The sequence below is a fragment of the Buttiauxella ferragutiae genome (assembly GCF_022637515.1).
Classification (GTDB): Bacteria; Pseudomonadota; Gammaproteobacteria; order Enterobacterales; family Enterobacteriaceae; genus Buttiauxella; species Buttiauxella ferragutiae.
This window is the reverse complement of sequence record NZ_CP093332.1, coordinates 3,034,948-3,050,285: the sequence shown is the minus strand read 5'-3', so window position 1 is coordinate 3,050,285 and position 15,338 is coordinate 3,034,948. Positions and strand designations below refer to the sequence as shown.

General features: G+C 51.3%; 18 protein-coding genes. 8 read left to right on the top strand and 10 right to left on the bottom strand.

Features of this window, described 5'->3' with window-relative positions:
• Positions 1-76 precede the first annotated feature (76 nt).
• Positions 77-1,183 (bottom strand): LacI family DNA-binding transcriptional regulator, encoded by a 1,107-nt coding sequence (locus tag MNO13_RS14030; protein WP_121815566.1) that lies wholly within the window; start codon positions 1,181-1,183, stop codon positions 77-79.
• An 86-nt stretch (positions 1,184-1,269) separates the two neighbouring features.
• On the opposite strand from MNO13_RS14030, the gene MNO13_RS14025 reads away from it, so the two are divergent.
• Together MNO13_RS14025 and pptA are read left to right on the top strand one after the other, a co-directional pair.
• Complete coding sequence (locus MNO13_RS14025) at positions 1,270-2,070, top strand: arylamine N-acetyltransferase family protein (protein ID WP_241938919.1); 801 nt, start codon at positions 1,270-1,272, stop codon at positions 2,068-2,070.
• A 61-nt stretch (positions 2,071-2,131) separates the two neighbouring features.
• Positions 2,132-2,362, top strand: coding sequence for a tautomerase PptA (gene pptA, locus MNO13_RS14020; protein ID WP_064547288.1), 231 nt, complete (start codon positions 2,132-2,134; stop codon positions 2,360-2,362).
• Positions 2,363-2,406: 44 nt separating this feature from the next.
• Here pptA and MNO13_RS14015 read toward each other — a convergent pair whose 3' ends face one another.
• Positions 2,407-3,441: an AI-2E family transporter gene (locus MNO13_RS14015; RefSeq protein WP_064547286.1), complete on the bottom strand. Its 1,035-nt coding sequence runs from the start codon at positions 3,439-3,441 to the stop codon at positions 2,407-2,409.
• Between the two features lie 225 nt (positions 3,442-3,666).
• Between MNO13_RS14015 and MNO13_RS24600 the strand changes: the two genes are divergently transcribed.
• The 3 genes from MNO13_RS24600 to mdtI all read left to right on the top strand — a co-directional run bounded on the left by MNO13_RS24600 (position 3,667) and on the right by mdtI (position 4,615).
• Positions 3,667-3,780 (top strand): protein YdgV, encoded by a 114-nt coding sequence (locus MNO13_RS24600; protein WP_479683964.1) that lies wholly within the window; start codon positions 3,667-3,669, stop codon positions 3,778-3,780.
• Positions 3,781-3,921: 141 nt separating this feature from the next.
• Positions 3,922-4,299, top strand: coding sequence for a multidrug/spermidine efflux SMR transporter subunit MdtJ (gene mdtJ, locus MNO13_RS14010; protein ID WP_083963401.1), 378 nt, complete (start codon positions 3,922-3,924; stop codon positions 4,297-4,299).
• Positions 4,286-4,615, top strand: coding sequence for a multidrug/spermidine efflux SMR transporter subunit MdtI (gene mdtI, locus MNO13_RS14005; RefSeq protein ID WP_241938918.1), 330 nt, complete (start codon positions 4,286-4,288; stop codon positions 4,613-4,615). Before mdtJ ends, mdtI begins: the two co-directional genes overlap by 14 nt.
• 37 nt (positions 4,616-4,652) lie before the next feature.
• Here the strand turns inward: mdtI and MNO13_RS14000 are convergent, their stop codons facing one another.
• The 5 genes from MNO13_RS14000 to MNO13_RS13985 form a co-directional block, all read right to left on the bottom strand.
• Positions 4,653-5,459 carry a trypsin-like serine peptidase gene (locus MNO13_RS14000; RefSeq protein WP_064547281.1) on the bottom strand — a complete coding sequence of 269 codons (807 nt, stop codon included), beginning with the start codon at positions 5,457-5,459 and terminating at the stop codon, positions 4,653-4,655.
• A gap of 129 nt (positions 5,460-5,588) precedes the next feature.
• Positions 5,589-5,669 carry a small membrane protein YdgU gene (gene ydgU, locus MNO13_RS24595; protein ID WP_458573714.1) on the bottom strand — a complete coding sequence of 27 codons (81 nt, stop codon included), beginning with the start codon at positions 5,667-5,669 and terminating at the stop codon, positions 5,589-5,591.
• A 79-nt stretch (positions 5,670-5,748) separates the two neighbouring features.
• On the bottom strand, positions 5,749-6,072 hold the full coding sequence (gene asr / locus MNO13_RS13995; protein ID WP_064547279.1) for an acid resistance repetitive basic protein Asr: 324 nt from the start codon (positions 6,070-6,072) through the stop codon (positions 5,749-5,751).
• Between the two features lie 149 nt (positions 6,073-6,221).
• The gene (locus tag MNO13_RS13990; protein WP_241938917.1) at positions 6,222-7,706 is read right to left on the bottom strand and encodes a carboxypeptidase M32; all 1,485 of its coding nucleotides are present in this window, start codon (positions 7,704-7,706) and stop codon (positions 6,222-6,224) included.
• A gap of 74 nt (positions 7,707-7,780) precedes the next feature.
• Complete coding sequence (locus tag MNO13_RS13985; protein WP_064547275.1) at positions 7,781-9,031, bottom strand: MFS transporter; 1,251 nt, start codon at positions 9,029-9,031, stop codon at positions 7,781-7,783.
• 99 nt (positions 9,032-9,130) lie between these two features.
• On the opposite strand from MNO13_RS13985, the gene MNO13_RS13980 reads away from it, so the two are divergent.
• The 3 genes from MNO13_RS13980 (at position 9,131) to bioD (ending at position 12,229) form a co-directional block, all read left to right on the top strand.
• A complete protein-coding gene (locus tag MNO13_RS13980) occupies positions 9,131-10,039 on the top strand; it encodes a LysR family transcriptional regulator (RefSeq protein WP_241938916.1) in 909 nt (302 codons plus the stop codon).
• A gap of 117 nt (positions 10,040-10,156) precedes the next feature.
• Positions 10,157-11,374 carry a sugar metabolism global transcriptional regulator Mlc gene (gene mlc / locus MNO13_RS13975; protein ID WP_064547271.1) on the top strand — a complete coding sequence of 406 codons (1,218 nt, stop codon included), beginning with the start codon at positions 10,157-10,159 and terminating at the stop codon, positions 11,372-11,374.
• Between the two features lie 159 nt (positions 11,375-11,533).
• Positions 11,534-12,229 carry a dethiobiotin synthase gene (bioD, locus tag MNO13_RS13970; RefSeq protein ID WP_241938915.1) on the top strand — a complete coding sequence of 232 codons (696 nt, stop codon included), beginning with the start codon at positions 11,534-11,536 and terminating at the stop codon, positions 12,227-12,229.
• Here bioD and clcB read toward each other — a convergent pair.
• The 3 genes from clcB to osmW are packed head-to-tail and all read right to left on the bottom strand — an operon-like array spanning position 12,182 to position 15,329.
• The gene (gene clcB / locus MNO13_RS13965; protein ID WP_241938914.1) at positions 12,182-13,477 is read right to left on the bottom strand and encodes a voltage-gated ClC-type chloride channel ClcB; all 1,296 of its coding nucleotides are present in this window, start codon (positions 13,475-13,477) and stop codon (positions 12,182-12,184) included. The genes bioD and clcB overlap by 48 nt on opposite strands.
• A 59-nt stretch (positions 13,478-13,536) precedes the next feature.
• A complete protein-coding gene (gene osmV / locus MNO13_RS13960) occupies positions 13,537-14,682 on the bottom strand; it encodes an osmoprotectant ABC transporter ATP-binding protein OsmV (protein ID WP_133521336.1) in 1,146 nt (381 codons plus the stop codon).
• Complete coding sequence (gene osmW, locus MNO13_RS13955; RefSeq protein ID WP_064547263.1) at positions 14,682-15,329, bottom strand: osmoprotectant ABC transporter permease OsmW; 648 nt, start codon at positions 15,327-15,329, stop codon at positions 14,682-14,684. Before osmW ends, osmV begins: the two co-directional genes overlap by 1 nt.
• Positions 15,330-15,338: the final 9 nt, after the last annotated feature.

The window sequence follows — 15,338 nt, the reverse complement described above, 5'->3', positions numbered from 1 at the left end:
AATTTATAGCAATATGATTTTTGTCACTGGCAAAGTAAAGCAGCAAAACAGCTTCAGGTGAGGCGATTCACAGAAATTACTTCAGCCGCGAAACCTGGCGGGCGAGCACAGTCAGCGCATCGGCCAGCGTTTGTGGGGAAGGGGTTGAGGTATCTGGCGCGGCCGTCGTTTTACGTTCGATAAGCGTGATCGGCAGTACCGTGGCCTGCACGGGCATATTTGGCGAGCGTATTTGTTCAATCAGGCGGTCAACGCTGGCAGAACCCAGCAGCTTAAAATCTTGTTTGATGGTGGTCAGCGGCGGGATAAAACAGGCGCTGTCTTCGGTGTCATCATAACCCATTACCGATACTTGCCCCGGTACCGCTAAACCAGATTCATTCAGCGCCCGTAACGCGCCAAGTGCCATTTGGTCGTTGGCGACCAGCAGGGCAGTGAAAGTGATGCCCTGGCCGATTAATGCCAGTGTCTGTAGATAACCCGCTTGTGAGCTCCAGTCGCCTTGCAATTGTGCCACGGCGGTCAGCTGATGCTTTGCCAGCGCCTGTTGCCAGCCTTCAAGACGCAGGCGCGCAGAAACGGAAGCCAACGGCCCACTCAGTAAAGCAATTCGCTGGTGGTCTTGCGCAACCAGATGCTCAACCGCCAGATGCGCACCTGCCGTAGCATCAAAGATAATACTGTCCAGATTCAGCGCGGGTGAGACATCGAGGAACAGCACGGGCACCGTGCCAGACATTTCGTTGATGATTCGTGCCTGCTCACTTTCCAATGGAATGTTGACGATCAAACCGTCGACGCGCTGCGCAAGCAAGTTGTTGACCGCACTTTTGCAGGCTTCTGGATCAGGCTGTTCAATCATCGACATCATGACATTAAAGTGCCGCCGGCTGGCCTGTGACTTAATGGCAGCGGCGATTTGCGACGGGGCATGTAGCGACAAATTACTGGTCACCAGGCCAATGTTCTGGCTCAGTTTCCCAGCCAGCTGCTGCGCTACACGATTGGGAACGTAATTGAGCGACTGCATGGCCGCTTCGACTTTACGCCGGGTTTTATCAGAAACATGCGTCGCCTGATTAATCACGCGTGACACCGTTTGATAGGAAACATTGGCATGTTTCGCCACATCGTAAAGCGTTATCGACTTGGTTTTCACGGTGAGTTTCCTTATGGCGCTCATATTCCTGAGTGTGTAGGGCATTATCGATCATCTGCGAGCAAAAAACGCATTATAGTGAATTCATCTGTTTTTAAGAGATTGAGATCATGGCTTTTGACCTTCAGGCATATTTCACGCGCATTGGTTTGCAGGGCGAGGCAAAACCGGATCTGGAAACCTTACAACGCATTCATCTGCTGCATACGTGCGCCATTCCTTTTGAAAATTTGGATGTGCTGTTAAGACGAGAAATCCGCTTAGAAATAGAGTCCGTTTTTGAAAAACTGGTGGTCGCAGGGCGAGGGGGATACTGCTACGAGCAAAATGCATTGCTGCGTGCGGCTCTTGAGAGTATCGGCTTTGTGGTCGAAGACCTGGCTGCCCGGGTGTTGATTACGCAACCTACCGAGATGCCGCCGCGAACGCATCGTTTATTGCTCGTCACCCTCAATCAACAACGCTACCTGGCCGATGTTGGTTTTGGTGGCAAAACGCTGACGTCCCCGCTGCGATTCGACATGGACGTCGTGCAGACCACCGATTTCGGTGATTATCAATTAACGCAGGTGGACGGTGACTTTTTGCTGAGCACGCATCAGCAGGATAAATGGCTGGCGCTGTATCGTTTCGATTTGCAGCCCCAGTTTCTGTCAGACTTCGAGGTGGCTAATTATTATGTTTCGACCTGGCCGCAGTCGCATTTCTGCCAACATTTAATGATCTGTTTGAAAAATGCCGATGGCACAACGTTTACGCAAAATGACAGGCAATTTAACGATGGCCAGCCGCGGACGCTTGACGATGCCGCCGAGTTTTATCAGTTGCTACAGGATAAATTTGGTTTGCGGGTCAATCACCCACGCTATGGCTTCAGTCTTGCGGAATTCGCAGCGATTTCTCTGCCTTAACGGTTGCAAGGAACGGGCGCTTAACGTAAGTATATTGTTTCCAATAAAGGGGAGAACCGCTGTGCCACATATCACTGTAAAACACTTTCCGCGTGAACTGACTGACGAACAAAAAGAAGCGCTGGCTGCCGATATTTGTGCCGTACTCAAGAAGCATTTCAATTCAACGGATGAATCATTGTCTGTCGCGTTGACCCCAATCCAGAAAGATCGCTGGAAAGAGGATGTTTACGATAAAGAGATCGCCCCAGCTCTGGATACGCTGGCTAAAAAACCGGGTTACACCCTGTAAACTTTGCTCAGAGCCGCTCCCCAATGGCGAACGGCTCTGGCTGATTAGCTTTTTGTGACATCACTCAACAACACGGCGATACTCTTGCCGCCTTCGGTTTGCTCCAGCGCGATTTTCACCGCAATCGTCAGTGGTACCGACAACAGCATACCTACCGGCCCCAGTAGCCAACCCCAGAAGATCAACGACAAGAACACTACCAGAGTCGATAGCCCCAGCCCTCTGCCCATCATGCGTGGCTCGATGATATTGCCAAACACCAGGTTGATAGCCAGATAACCGGCAACCACCAGTAAGGCTTCATACAAGCCACTGAAGACCAATACCTGCGCGACAGGCGGGATCGCTGCCAGTACCGAACCGATGTTAGGAATGTAATTGAGTGAGAAGGCGAGAAGCGCCCAGACGAAGGCAAAATGCACATCTAACATGATGAGCATAATCCAGACTACCAGGCCGGTGACCAGGCTAATCACAGTTTTGAGCACCAGATAATGGCTTACGCTGTCTAATGCTCGCTGAATCGCGACCATGCCGACTTCGGGACGGGACATTAATTGCTGAAGTTTTATTGGCAGCTGTGGCACTTCTATCAGCATGAATATCACGGTCAGCAGCAGTAAAAAGATCGATGACATAGCATTAGAAAGCTGGGTGATAAGACGTGTGGCAAGCGTCATCGCTGAATTCGGGTCGATATACTTGAACAGTTCATCCACTGACACCTTGATTCCGGCCCGTTGCAGCCACGGGTCAATTGCCTGCAGAGGGGAAATAAACGAGGCACGGTATTGCGGCACGGTGCGTGTCAGTTCATTGAGAATGGTGCCAAGATAGGCCAGCAGCAGTACAACCAGGAAGATAATCACCGAAATCACCAGGGTAATCGCCAGCACACGTGGGACATGAATGCGCTCCAGACGACGGATCATCGGGTTGACCACGATGGCAATAAATAGCGCCAGAATAAACGGAACGATCATATCGGCCGCCACTTTTATTCCTGCCAGGATGATGACCAGCATCCCGAACATGAGGACGACTTTTAATCCACCTAACGTAATAATGGGTTTTGCCACTATTGACGATCTCCTTCACAATAATTCGTTCCTTAATTATGGGTATAATACGGGGGCGCAACTGACTAATACACCGTTATTTTTTTGGCAAATCATCGTAAAGAATTGAAAAGAGAGGTTGAGAATATTCTTTCATATGCTACAAATTAGCAATCTTTAGCTACTGAGGACAATTTACTATCCGCAACTGATGAGAAGCAACAACGCGGATACGTTGTGAAAACTATGGACATTATGCTTACCAACAAGCTGCTCCACACGTCAGAAATCCATCAAACACCCTCGTTTACTTTTGCTTATTCACTTTGCGGTGAACAGCACTGGCGCAACGCGCTTTAGATCCGCTCTCCTGCTTATCCCGTCATATTTCGCGCCCCAGCTGCGTCTGCATGTTTTGCTGGAACTCGAATTATTTAGGGAAAAAATACACACATTTTATTTTAAAGCTTTCGTACAGCTATTTTCTCTGTCAGGAGAGGAATCATGATCTATTGGATATTATTAGCATTAGCCATTGCTGCGGAAATTACCGGCACTTTATCAATGAAATGGTCGAGTGTTAGCGATGATAACCTCGGTTATATTTTCATGCTGTTAATGATCACACTTTCTTATATTTTATTATCATTCTCGGTGAAAAAAATCGCCCTCGGCGTGGCTTACGCTATGTGGGAAGGTATCGGTATTTTATTTATTACTTTATTCAGTGTGCTGCTGTTTGATGAGTCAATCTCATTGCTAAAAATAATTGGACTCACGACGCTGGTGGTCGGGATCGCGCTGATTAAATCAGGTACCGCGACCAAGAAAGAAAGCGCCAGGAAACCAATAAAGGGTAGCGAACATGCAGTCGTTTGAATGGATTCACGCATTATGGTTACTGGCGGCAATTGTGTTGGAAATTGTCGCCAACATTTTCCTGAAACACTCGGATGGTTTCCGTCGTTTTGGTTACGGCGTGCTCTCTCTCTGTGCGGTACTGGCGGCCTTCAGCGCGTTGTCTCAGGCGGTGAAAGGTATCGAATTGTCGGTGGCTTACGCGTTGTGGGGCGGGTTCGGTATTATCGCCACCGTAGCGGCGGGCTGGATTTTGTTTGGTCAACGCCTCAACCGTAAAGGATGGATAGGGCTGGTTCTGTTGCTTACGGGTATGGTGCTCATCAAAATGGCGTAAAAGAAAAGCCGCCTGGCATGAGTGCCGGGCGGTGTCATCATTGACTAGCTAATTTCTGTAACTGCTCGCGAAAACCGGTAACTGAGATCGCCCGGTTGTCGGCGCGATAGCGGTCTTTAGCCGCAGGAGCCGAACTTTGTACGGCGATTAATTGCCAGCCGTTTTCTGTTTTCAGCATCAATGGCGAACCACTGTCACCAGGCAAAGTGTCGCACTGGTGTGATAACACCGTTTTCTGTGCCCAGCCGGTTATCTGGCAATCATTATGCGTGTAGAGATCGTCGAGATGGTCTTCTGGATAACCCGACTGCGTGACTTTACGGTCCTGGTTTTTCAGCGCTTCGGTGAGCGCATCACGGTCGCCTTCAAACAGCGGCAACGGCGTGATGCCTGAAGGCGGGTTGTGCAACACAATCAGGCCAAAATCGTGAGGTGCCGCATTAGATGGCACAATCCAGCCATCGCCGTCAGGTTTCAACCGACGCCCCAGCGTGGATTCTACTCGCCCTTCAATATCATGAATCTCGTAACGCCACTTTCCTTTCTGCGAAACAAACCGCAAAGCAATCGCTTTGTCAGGAGTCCCGCGCGGCGGTTGCAGCAAACAATGTCCTGCGGTTAGCGCCAGATGGGGGGAAATTAAGGTCGCAGTGCATAAATTACCGCTGGCAGTCTCAAGCTGACCAATGGCATCCCACGGGGAACTGGCTGAATCGGCGACACGTGTGCGGTCATCCTTACCAAAGAACAGCGTTTTGACGTCAGCAGTGCTCTCGTCATCTGCATGGGAAAGGGCAGGTAAAAAACACAGCACGCCTAACAACAACACCACTTTTTTGCGCATATCACTCTCTGATGGGGCGATTAATTTTAATTTTTATACCCGTCATCCTTCAAGCTGCAGGGGTATATATAGAACCTGTGAATGGATTAACTATAGACGGGTAGCACAGAAAGTGGGAGTAAAAAGTCATTACAGCCAGAAGCTTAGCGTAATAATGCCGCAAAGAATAAGCAGCGTGAGGATGATTTCAAAACTATAGCGTCGCAACATCATCCAGACTCCGGAAGTAAACACCCGGCGAGCCGGGTGTTTGTAGTGTGGCTATGCTTTCGGGATTGCCCCGACAACCTTATGCTGCTGGCTGAGTAGCTGGTTTAGCCGCTTCAGTTTTTGCTACAGGTTTTTTGTGGTGTTTTTTAGCAGCTTGCGCTTTCTGTGCAGCAGGTTTCGCAGCATCAGCTTTCGCTACAGGTTTTTTATGGTGCTTTTTAGCTGCCTGAGCTTTTTGCTCGGTTGCTGCTTTTTTGTGTTTTTTATGATGAGTAGTGGTGGCAGCAGGTGCTTTAGCCGCAGAAGTTGCAACTGGCGCTGCAGTTGCAGTCGTTTCAGCAGCGAAAGCGGCAGAGGACAGACCCATTGCAGCGACTACAACCAGAGCTAATACTTTATTCATCTCGACATCCTCAAATTTGTTTATGTTTGAACCCCTGAGGGGCCGTTGAGATGAACTATAAACTCGTGGATCAATGGCTTCAGTGAGTGATTGGTGTCGGCGTGTAACGGTTTGTACAAAGCCGGGGAAAGTTCCCCGGCTTTGGTGGCTTACAAGTAACGAGCTTCCAAATGTTTACGGAAATACAGCGGGTTGAGATCTTCACCCGTTGCATTAGTGATCAGCTCTGAAGTGGTGAATCGGCTGCCGTGCTGCCAGATATTCTGGCGTAACCAGTCGAACAGTGCGCTGAAGTTGCCCTCGGCAATATCGGCTTCAAGCTGCGGCAAGGCGAGTTTGGCGGCGTTGAACAGTTGTGCTGCATACATTGCGCCCAGCGTGTATGACGGGAAGTAGCCAAACGCGCCGTCCGTCCAGTGAATGTCCTGCATGCAGCCGTTGCGGAAGTTGTTTTTGGTAGACAGCCCCAGCCAGTGCTGCATTTTCTCATCCCAAAGTGCCGGAATATCTTCAACTTCGATTTCGCCATCGATGAGCGCACGCTCAATTTCGTAGCGCAAAACGACGTGGGCCGGATAGCTGACTTCATCGGCATCAACGCGAATATATCCGCGTTCAACGCGCTGGTTTACCGCAATAAAGTTCGCCGCTTCAAACGCCGGTTGTTTGCCGAAGCGCGTGGTCACCATTGGCAGCAGCAGTTTCAGGAACTCTTTACTGCGCCCTAACTGCATTTCAAAGAACAGACTTTGGGATTCGTGGATCGCCGTAGAACGTGCCAGAGCAACGGGCTGACCAAGCCATTCACGCGGCAGGTTTTGTTCATAACGGGCATGGCCGGTTTCATGGATCACGCCGAATAATGCGCTAACCAGATCGCTTTCATCGTAGCGAGTCGTGATGCGCACATCTTCCGGCACACCGCCGCAGAATGGATGCGCACTAACATCCAGCCTGCCGCCGTTAAAATCAAAACCCAGTAACTTCATGGTTTCCAGCCCCAATTCGCGCTGGTCGTGCGTGGCGAATGGGCCTGATGGGGTGATAACCGATTCTTTCGCTTGCTTATCAACGACTTTTTGTAGCAAATCAGGCAGCCAGCTACGTAAATCACCAAATAGCACATCGAGTTTGGCGCTAGTCATGCCCGGCTCGTAAATATCTAACAGCGCGTCGTAGCAGGATTTTCCTTTGGCATCGGCACGCAGTTTTGCCTCTTCACGGCAAACGCGAACCACTTCCTTCAAATTGGCGGCAAACCCTTGCCAGTCGTTAGCGGGCCGCTGCGTTCGCCAGCCATGCTCGCAGCGCGTACCGACCAGCGATTTTTCTTCTACCAGCGAGGCGGGCAGCAAAATGGCTTCCTGATATTGGCGGGTCATTTCACGCAGGTTGGCGCGTTCAACATCATTGAGATCTTCCTGAACCGCAGCCTGTAACAGCGTGGCGATTTTTTTATCGGTCAGGATTTGGTGTTGCAAAACGCTGAGTTCCGCCAGCGCTTCGCCACGAGCGGTGCTGCCATTGGGTGGCATATTGGTGAACATATCCCAGCCAGCGATGGCTGAGAGGTGTCCGAAACGGGAAAGACGCTGGAAGGTGCGGGTGAGGTGATTGTAGTTTTGCTTTTCCATAGTGCCTCGTGAAGAGATGATTTACGCAAGCGAAAATAGCAAAAAGCCATCCCGAAAACGAGGCCGTAACGGGGTTAATGTGCGCGGTGATGCAAACGCGTGCCGACTAACAATGCAATCACCAAAAGAGAGCCAATAAAACTCGCCACACCGCCCCAACCAAATGCGTGCCAGAAGATGCCACCGAGCGTCCCGGCAATGCTTGAACCAAGGTAGTAGCTAAACAAATATAACGATGAGGCTTGCCCTTTCGCGCGTTTCGCCCGTGGGCCAATCCAGCCACTGGCGACCGAGTGTGCAGCGAAGAATCCGGCAGAAAAAAGCAGCATCCCAATGAAAATAATCGCCAGCGGTGAAAACACGGTTAATACCAGGCCGAGCAACATTACCGCAGTTGAGAAAATCATCACCGGGCCACGGCCAAATTTGGCGGTCATTGCCCCGGCTTTTGGCGAACTCCAGGTTCCGGTTAAGTAAGCCACCGACAGCAGGCCCACCACCGCCTGGCTCAAATACCACGGCCCTTGCATTAAGCGATAACCAATGTAATTAAACAGCGTGACAAACGCGCCCATCAGCAAAAATCCCTGGGTAAATAACAGCGGTAACCCCTTGTCGCGCCAGTGCAAACGGAAGTTAATAAACAGCGTTTTCGGGCGTAATGAAGAAGGGCGGAAGTGCCGCGATTCAGGCAATATCTTCCAGAACATTAAGGCTGAGGCTAGGGCGAAACAGCCGATGGCGGCGACCGCAATGCGCCAGTTAAACAAATCAGTCAGCACACCGCTTAACAGGCGGCCACTCATGCCGCCAATCGAGTTACCACTGATGTACAAACCCATCGAAAAGGCCACGACACTCGGATGAATCTCTTCACTCAGATAGGTCATACCCACCGCGGCGACGCCGCTGAGCGATAGCCCAATCAAGGCGCGCATCACTAATATGCCGTGCCAGCTGGTCATCATAGTCGAGAGCAGTGTGCAGCTTGAGGCGAGCAACAACGCCGTTACCATGACTGGTTTGCGGCCAATGGCGTCAGAAAGTGGCCCGGTGAATAACAACCCAACGGCTAACATGGCGGTAGAAACTGACAGCGAAATACTACTACTGGCGGGGGATACGCCAAATTCATGCGACAGCACGGGCAAAATGGGTTGCACACAATAAAGCAGCGCAAAGGTGGCAAGTCCGGCAGAAAATAGCGCCAGGGTGACGCGCATGAATTGGGGTGAACCCCGCTTAATATAAATTGCCGGCTGGAGGGGAAGTCTGTCGTCTACATCTTCTGCCGGAGCGGTGTTGACGAGGGTTGTACGGCTCAAAATCGATCCTTAGTGCACTTTTGAAGTCTTCTTTTCAGAGTAGAAAATCGGGAATGTTCTGTCTAATATATTAATAATCTCAATTGATATGTTTAAAATATGAATATTGAATTGCGCCACCTGCGTTACTTTGTTGCGGTGGCTGAAGAGCTGCATTTTGGCCGTGCCGCTGCACGTCTGCGAATCTCACAGCCGCCCCTGAGCCAGCAAATACAAATTCTGGAACAACAAGTCGGGGCGCGTTTACTGGCGCGAACCAACCGCAGCGTGAGCCTAACCGCGGCGGGTGATCAGTTTTTGCTCGATGCCAGGCAGATTTTAAGCCAGGTTGAAAGCGCCGCCGCCCGCGCCGCCCGGCTGCATCACGGTGAAACAGGCGAATTACGCATTGGTTTCACCTCATCGGCACCGTTTATCAAAACCGTCTCTGACAGCCTGTCGACATTTCGCCGCAGTTATCCCGATGTGCATTTACAGATGCGGGAAATTAACACACGTGCGCAAATTGCACCGCTGAATGAAGGTGAGCTTGAACTGGGGCTGATGCGCAATACGCGGCTGCCGGACACTCTCGACTGGAAACTGGTGTTAAGGGAACCGCTGATGGCGATGGTGCATCGCGACCATCCGTTAGCCCAATGTACGGCGATTTCCCTGCAAAAACTGGCAAACGAGCCTTTTGTCTTTTTTGACCCGCACGTCGGAACTGGCCTGTATGACGATATTCTTAGTTTGTTACAACGTCACGACATTACGCCGTTTATCACCCAGGAAGTGGGCGAGGCGATGACGATTATCGGCCTGGTTTCCGCGGGGCTAGGTGTTTCGATCCTGCCTGCATCGTTTAAACGCGTTCGGATCTCGGAAGTGGTTTGGTTGCCCATTGAAGAACCCGAGGCACAATCAGAAATGTGGCTGGTGTGGCCTAAACATCGCGAGTTGTCTGCCGCAGCACTTCGAATCTCCGCATTGCTAACGGAGTCAATAACTCGATTAAAAGGCATTTAAAACACCGTAATATGTGCGGTAAATCACAACCCTAGGTAAATATTTGACTCCTTTGGTTGAAGTGTTTCACCATAGCCCAAAGTTTATTTCGAAGCGCGAAAATAAAGGGAGTCGCAAGTGGTTGCTGATAGCCAACCGGGCCATATTGATCAGATCAAGCAAACCAATGCGGGCGTAGTTTATCGTCTGATTGATACCCATGGACCGGTGTCGCGAATCGATCTTTCTCGTCTGGCGCAACTCGCTCCTGCCAGTATCACGAAAATTGTTCGTGAAATGATAGAAGCGCATTTGGTGCAGGAAACGGAAATCCAGGATCCCGGTAGCCGGGGGCGTCCTGCGGTGGGTCTGATGCTGGAAACTGAAGCATGGCACTATTTGTCTGTGCGGATTAGCCGTGGGGAAATCTCTCTCGGTCTGCATGATTTAAGCAGCAAATTGATTGTTGAAGATACCGTCTCGCTCGCGGTTGAAGACCAGCAGCCGCTCATTGAGCGGATAATCGCGCAAATCGACCAGTTCTTTATTCGTCATCAGCAAAAACTCGAACGCCTTACGGCGATTGCTATCACCATGCCGGGGATTATCGACACCAAACGCGGCATCGTTCATCGCATGCCGTTTTATGATGTCTGTGACATGCCTTTGGGCGAGATCCTCGAAAACTACACCGGCGTGCCGGTGTATGTGCAACACGACATCAGCGCGTGGACCATGGCAGAAGGGCTGTTTGGTGCCTCTAAGGGCGCACGCGATGTGATTCAGGTAGTAATTGATAATAACGTCGGTGCCGGTGTGATTACCGATGGACGTTTGCTTCATGCGGGCAGCAGCAGCCTGGTCGAGATTGGTCATACTCAGGTCGACCCTTACGGGAAACGCTGCTATTGCGGCAATAACGGTTGCCTTGAAACCATTGCCAGCATCGACAGTGTGCTGGAATTGGCCCAGTTGCGCATGAGCCAGTCGATGGGCAGCATGCTGCATGTCCAGCCACTGACCGTTGAGTCGTTGTGTGATGCTGCGTTAAACGGCGATCTATTAGCGAAAGATATCATTCTTGGGGTGGGGACCAACGTCGGTCGAATCCTGGCGATTATGGTCAACTTATTCCATCCACAAAAAATTCTGATTGGTTCGCCACTTAATCGAGCCGCAGAAATTCTGCATCCGGCGATTACCGCTTGCATTCGTCAGCAGTCGTTACCGGCTTATAGTGAACATATGATTGTTGAAAGTACCCAGTATAATCACCGTGGAACCATGGCGGGTGCAGCGCTGGTAAAAGACGCAATGTATAACGGTTCGTTATTGATTCGCCTGCTGCAAGGCTAATGTTTATGGCTTGATCCACTAAAAATTGCGCTATCTCAATCTGACTGAAGCACTATTCTTTTAGACTTTCCCTCCTGAATTATTCAATTTCTAATCACTCATATCCGTCTTACAAATAAATAAAGACGGGTATTTGCAGCATTTCCTTGGGAGTTAGTCATGCTTACGCGTTTCTTTATAACGGGTACCGATACTGCAGTCGGGAAGACTGTGGTTTCACGCGCCTTGTTGCAGGCGCTTGCAGCCAGCGGCAAAAGTGTTGTCGGCTATAAGCCGGTAGCCAAAGGAAGTAAAGAGACGCCAGAGGGCCTGCGCAACAAAGATGCGTTAGTTCTGCAAAGTGTTTCCACACTTGAATTGCCTTATGAAGCTATTAATCCTATCGCGCTGAGCGAAGAAGAAAGCAGCGTGAGTCATAGTTGCCCGATTAACTATTCGCTGTTGTCTGACGGGTTGCAAAATTTAGCCGGGCAAGTGGACCACGTTGTGGTTGAGGGCACTGGCGGTTGGCGGAGTTTGATGAATGATTTACGCCCGTTATCTGAATGGGTAGTTCAGGAACAATTGCCGGTGTTGATGGTTGTGGGTATTCAGGAAGGTTGTATTAACCATGCTTTGCTGACGGCTCAGGCCATTGCAAATGATGGCTTACCGCTGATTGGCTGGGTGGCGAACCGCATCAACCCAGGCCTTGCGCACTACGCAGAAATCATTGATGTATTAAGCAAAAAACTGCCAGCGCCGCTGGTGGGCGAGCTGCCTTATTTACCACGCGCCGAACAGCGTGATTTGGCAAATTACATCGATTTATCCCGCCTTTGCGGCGCTCTGGCGATAGACCGTTTGCGGGCGTAACCAGCGCGAAAGTGCTGAAGCAATCACGCACGACAGCAACAGGCCGGGGAGCAATGTAAACTCCCCGGTCATTTCACAAACCATCAGCGTGGACATTATCGGTGCATGTGTGGTGGCGGCCAGCAGTGTTGCCATTCCGGTTAATGCCAGCAAAATCGCAATGTTATCGCCACTCCACGCCCATATCCCGTACCACTGCCCGACCAACATTCCCAATGCTGCGCCAACAAATAACGTCGGAGTAAATACGCCGCCCGGCGCACCAGAGCCGCTGCTTGCCAGCACTGCCGCCAATTTGTAAACCAGAACACCTGCCACGAACAGCAGTGCAGGCGGTTGCGAGAGAAATGACTGCACCACGCTGTAACCGTTACCCCAAACCAGCGGGGTGATAAGCGACAGCAACCCAACCAGCAATCCCCCTAACGCGAGTTGCCACGGCGGGCTTAAATGCAGACGCTGGAATATTTTGCTGCTTTGCGCCATAAGCCAGAGAAACAGTGGCCCAGCAAGCCCCGCGAGCATACCGAAGGATGCCATCAGCAAATATTGAACTGGCTGCGGAGCGCTGAGTGCGCGCACGGTGTAGAGCAGCGCTTGTTCGTCATTTAACAAGTGGGTCATCAGCAGGGCACTGACAGCGGCAATGACCACGGGGCCGAGGGAGGCGAGCATCAACGTGCCAAACAGAATCTCTGCGATAAACAAGCTACCCGCCAGCGGGGCATGATAGGCGCTGGCCATCCCGGCTGCCGCACCACAGGCGACCCACAACTTCCATTCGTCTGAACGTGAAAAACGCTGCGCGAAAACAGAGGCAAAGACGGTTGCCAGCAGTACCATCGCACCTTCACGGCCAATGGCGCTGCCGCTGGCGACAACAATCAAAGAGGCGGCAGATTTGACCAGGCTTGCGCAAACATCTAAGCGCCCGTCGCCGGTTTCAATCGCCTCCATATAGTCGGTGGGAGCCGAAGGGCGCTGGCGTGTCGCACGCTGCCATGCCCAAAGTAGCGTACCGGCAAGCAATCCACCTATTGCAGGGGTGAGCAGTCTTCGCCAGGGCGGTAGTGCCGCCGCAGCAGCGACCAGGCTGCCACTGTGGTCACCTAAAAAAAGACCTTCAAGGAAATACATCGACTGGCGAAACAGCCAGACCACCATTGCTGAGGCGATACCAATCCAGACGGCGAATATTAGCCGCCGTAGCATGCCTTTCATGTCGGGGAAGTGGTGTAAGCGGTGCATAGCAAGCATTGTAGGGTGGATAACCGCGAGCGTCATCCACCAATGTGAAGTAAACCCTGCTACGGTTGGTGAATATTCAATACCCGACGAGTGCGTCCCGAGCTGAGATAGTCAGCGATGTAATCCTGCGAAATCTCACCACTATAACGACCATCTTCATCGGTTATCGGCATCCACACCATGTTGTGCTCGTAGAGTTTTGACAGCACGATACGCAAGTTATCTTCTGCGCGCCCGGTCACTCTGAAGGGGTGGAGCACATCTGCGCAAACTCCTGTGGCTCCCCGCGTTTCACGGCGTTTCACAAACCCTAATGGTTTACCTTCATCGTCGACCACGGTTATCGAACGCATATCGTTGTCATCCATGATCGAGAAAGCTTCTGGTAACGAAGTCGATTCACGTGCGGTGACGGTCGGTTGCTGGCCGGTGACGTCTCCTGCTTGTACCAACAGCAGGCGTTTCAGCGTGCGATCCTGGCCCACAAATGAGCCAATAAATTCGTTAGCCGGTTTAGCCAGTAATTCATCGGGGCTGGCACATTGCACAATTTTCCCCTGGCGGAACACCGCGATGCGGTCACCTAATTTCAGTGCTTCATCAATATCGTGACTCACCAGCATCACGGTTTTCTTCAACTGGCGCTGCATTTCCAGAAACTCATTCTGAATCGCTTCGCGGTTGATGGGGTCGACCGCGCCAAAAGGTTCATCCATCAACAGTACCGGAGGATCCGCCGCCAGCGCGCGTATCACGCCAATACGCTGTTGCTGCCCGCCGGACATTTCTCGCGGGTAACGATGGAGAAATTTGTTCGGGTCCAGCGCCACCATGCTCATCAGTTCGCTGGCACGCTCTTTACAGCGGGCTTTTTCCCAGCCCAACATGCGCGGCACCACGGTGATGTTTTCTTCAATCGTCATGTTAGGGAACAGACCGATTTGCTGGATAACGTAGCCAATATTGCGGCGTAGCGTCACGGTATCCAGTTCGTTAGTATTTTTACCGTTGATCAGAATATTGCCGCCAGTGGGGGCAATCAGGCGATTGATCATTTTGAGTGTGGTGGTTTTGCCACAGCCGGAAGGGCCGAGCAGCACACACATTTCACCTTCCGGCACATTCAGGTTGATATTATCAACCGCATTAAAAGGTTGGCCATTCTTCTGAGCGAACTGTTTGGTGAGGTTTTCCAGTTTTATCATTATCGAATCCCCTTTGGTGTCAGGACTAATTGCAAACGATGTAGCAACCAGTCCAGTAGAATCGCTAAAACACAAATCAATACCGCGCCGGCGATCAACATGCGGATGTCGCTGCTGCCGATACCGTTAAGCAATAACAAACCCAAGCCGCCAGCACCGATAACTGCGGCAATGGCCATGACGCCAATATTCATCACTACGGCAGTACGAATGCCGCCGAAAATAACCGGTAATGCCATGGGGATTTCAACCCAGCGCAGGCGTTGCCAGAATGTCATGCCAATACCACGACCCGCTTCACGCAAACCTGGCGGCAGGCTGTCGAGTGCGGTATGCGTGTTACGGACAATCGGTAACAGGGAATAGAGGAATACCGCGGTGATGGCAGGCAATACGCCAATCCCTTGCCCGATCATCGAAAACAGCGGAATCATCAGACCAAACAGGGCAATGGAGGGAATGGTCAGCACAATGGTGGCGATACCCAGCACCGGCGTGGCAAGCCATTTGTGACGCACGATTAAAATGCCCAGCGGCACACCAATCACAATCGCCAGACCCACGGCCATTAACACCAACCATAAATGTTGCAGCGTCAGACTGCCGAGATAGCTCGCGTTATCAAGCATATAGTGCAACGTTTCCATGGTGCCTCC

Coding starts and splice junctions, on each gene's coding strand:
- MNO13_RS14030 (WP_121815566.1), bottom strand. CDS start 1,183: ATGAGCGCCATAAGGAAACTCACCGTGAAAACCAAGTCGATAACGCTT.
- MNO13_RS14025 (WP_241938919.1), top strand. CDS start 1,270: ATGGCTTTTGACCTTCAGGCATATTTCACGCGCATTGGTTTGCAGGGC.
- MNO13_RS24600 (WP_479683964.1), top strand. CDS start 3,667: ATGGACATTATGCTTACCAACAAGCTGCTCCACACGTCAGAAATCCAT.
- mdtI (WP_241938918.1), top strand. CDS start 4,286: ATGCAGTCGTTTGAATGGATTCACGCATTATGGTTACTGGCGGCAATT.
- MNO13_RS14000 (WP_064547281.1), bottom strand. CDS start 5,459: ATGCGCAAAAAAGTGGTGTTGTTGTTAGGCGTGCTGTGTTTTTTACCT.
- ydgU (WP_458573714.1), bottom strand. CDS start 5,669: ATGTTGCGACGCTATAGTTTTGAAATCATCCTCACGCTGCTTATTCTT.
- asr (WP_064547279.1), bottom strand. CDS start 6,072: ATGAATAAAGTATTAGCTCTGGTTGTAGTCGCTGCAATGGGTCTGTCC.
- MNO13_RS13990 (WP_241938917.1), bottom strand. CDS start 7,706: ATGGAAAAGCAAAACTACAATCACCTCACCCGCACCTTCCAGCGTCTT.
- MNO13_RS13980 (WP_241938916.1), top strand. CDS start 9,131: ATGAATATTGAATTGCGCCACCTGCGTTACTTTGTTGCGGTGGCTGAA.
- bioD (WP_241938915.1), top strand. CDS start 11,534: ATGCTTACGCGTTTCTTTATAACGGGTACCGATACTGCAGTCGGGAAG.
- clcB (WP_241938914.1), bottom strand. CDS start 13,477: ATGCACCGCTTACACCACTTCCCCGACATGAAAGGCATGCTACGGCGG.
- osmV (WP_133521336.1), bottom strand. CDS start 14,682: ATGATAAAACTGGAAAACCTCACCAAACAGTTCGCTCAGAAGAATGGC.
- osmW (WP_064547263.1), bottom strand. CDS start 15,329: ATGGAAACGTTGCACTATATGCTTGATAACGCGAGCTATCTCGGCAGT.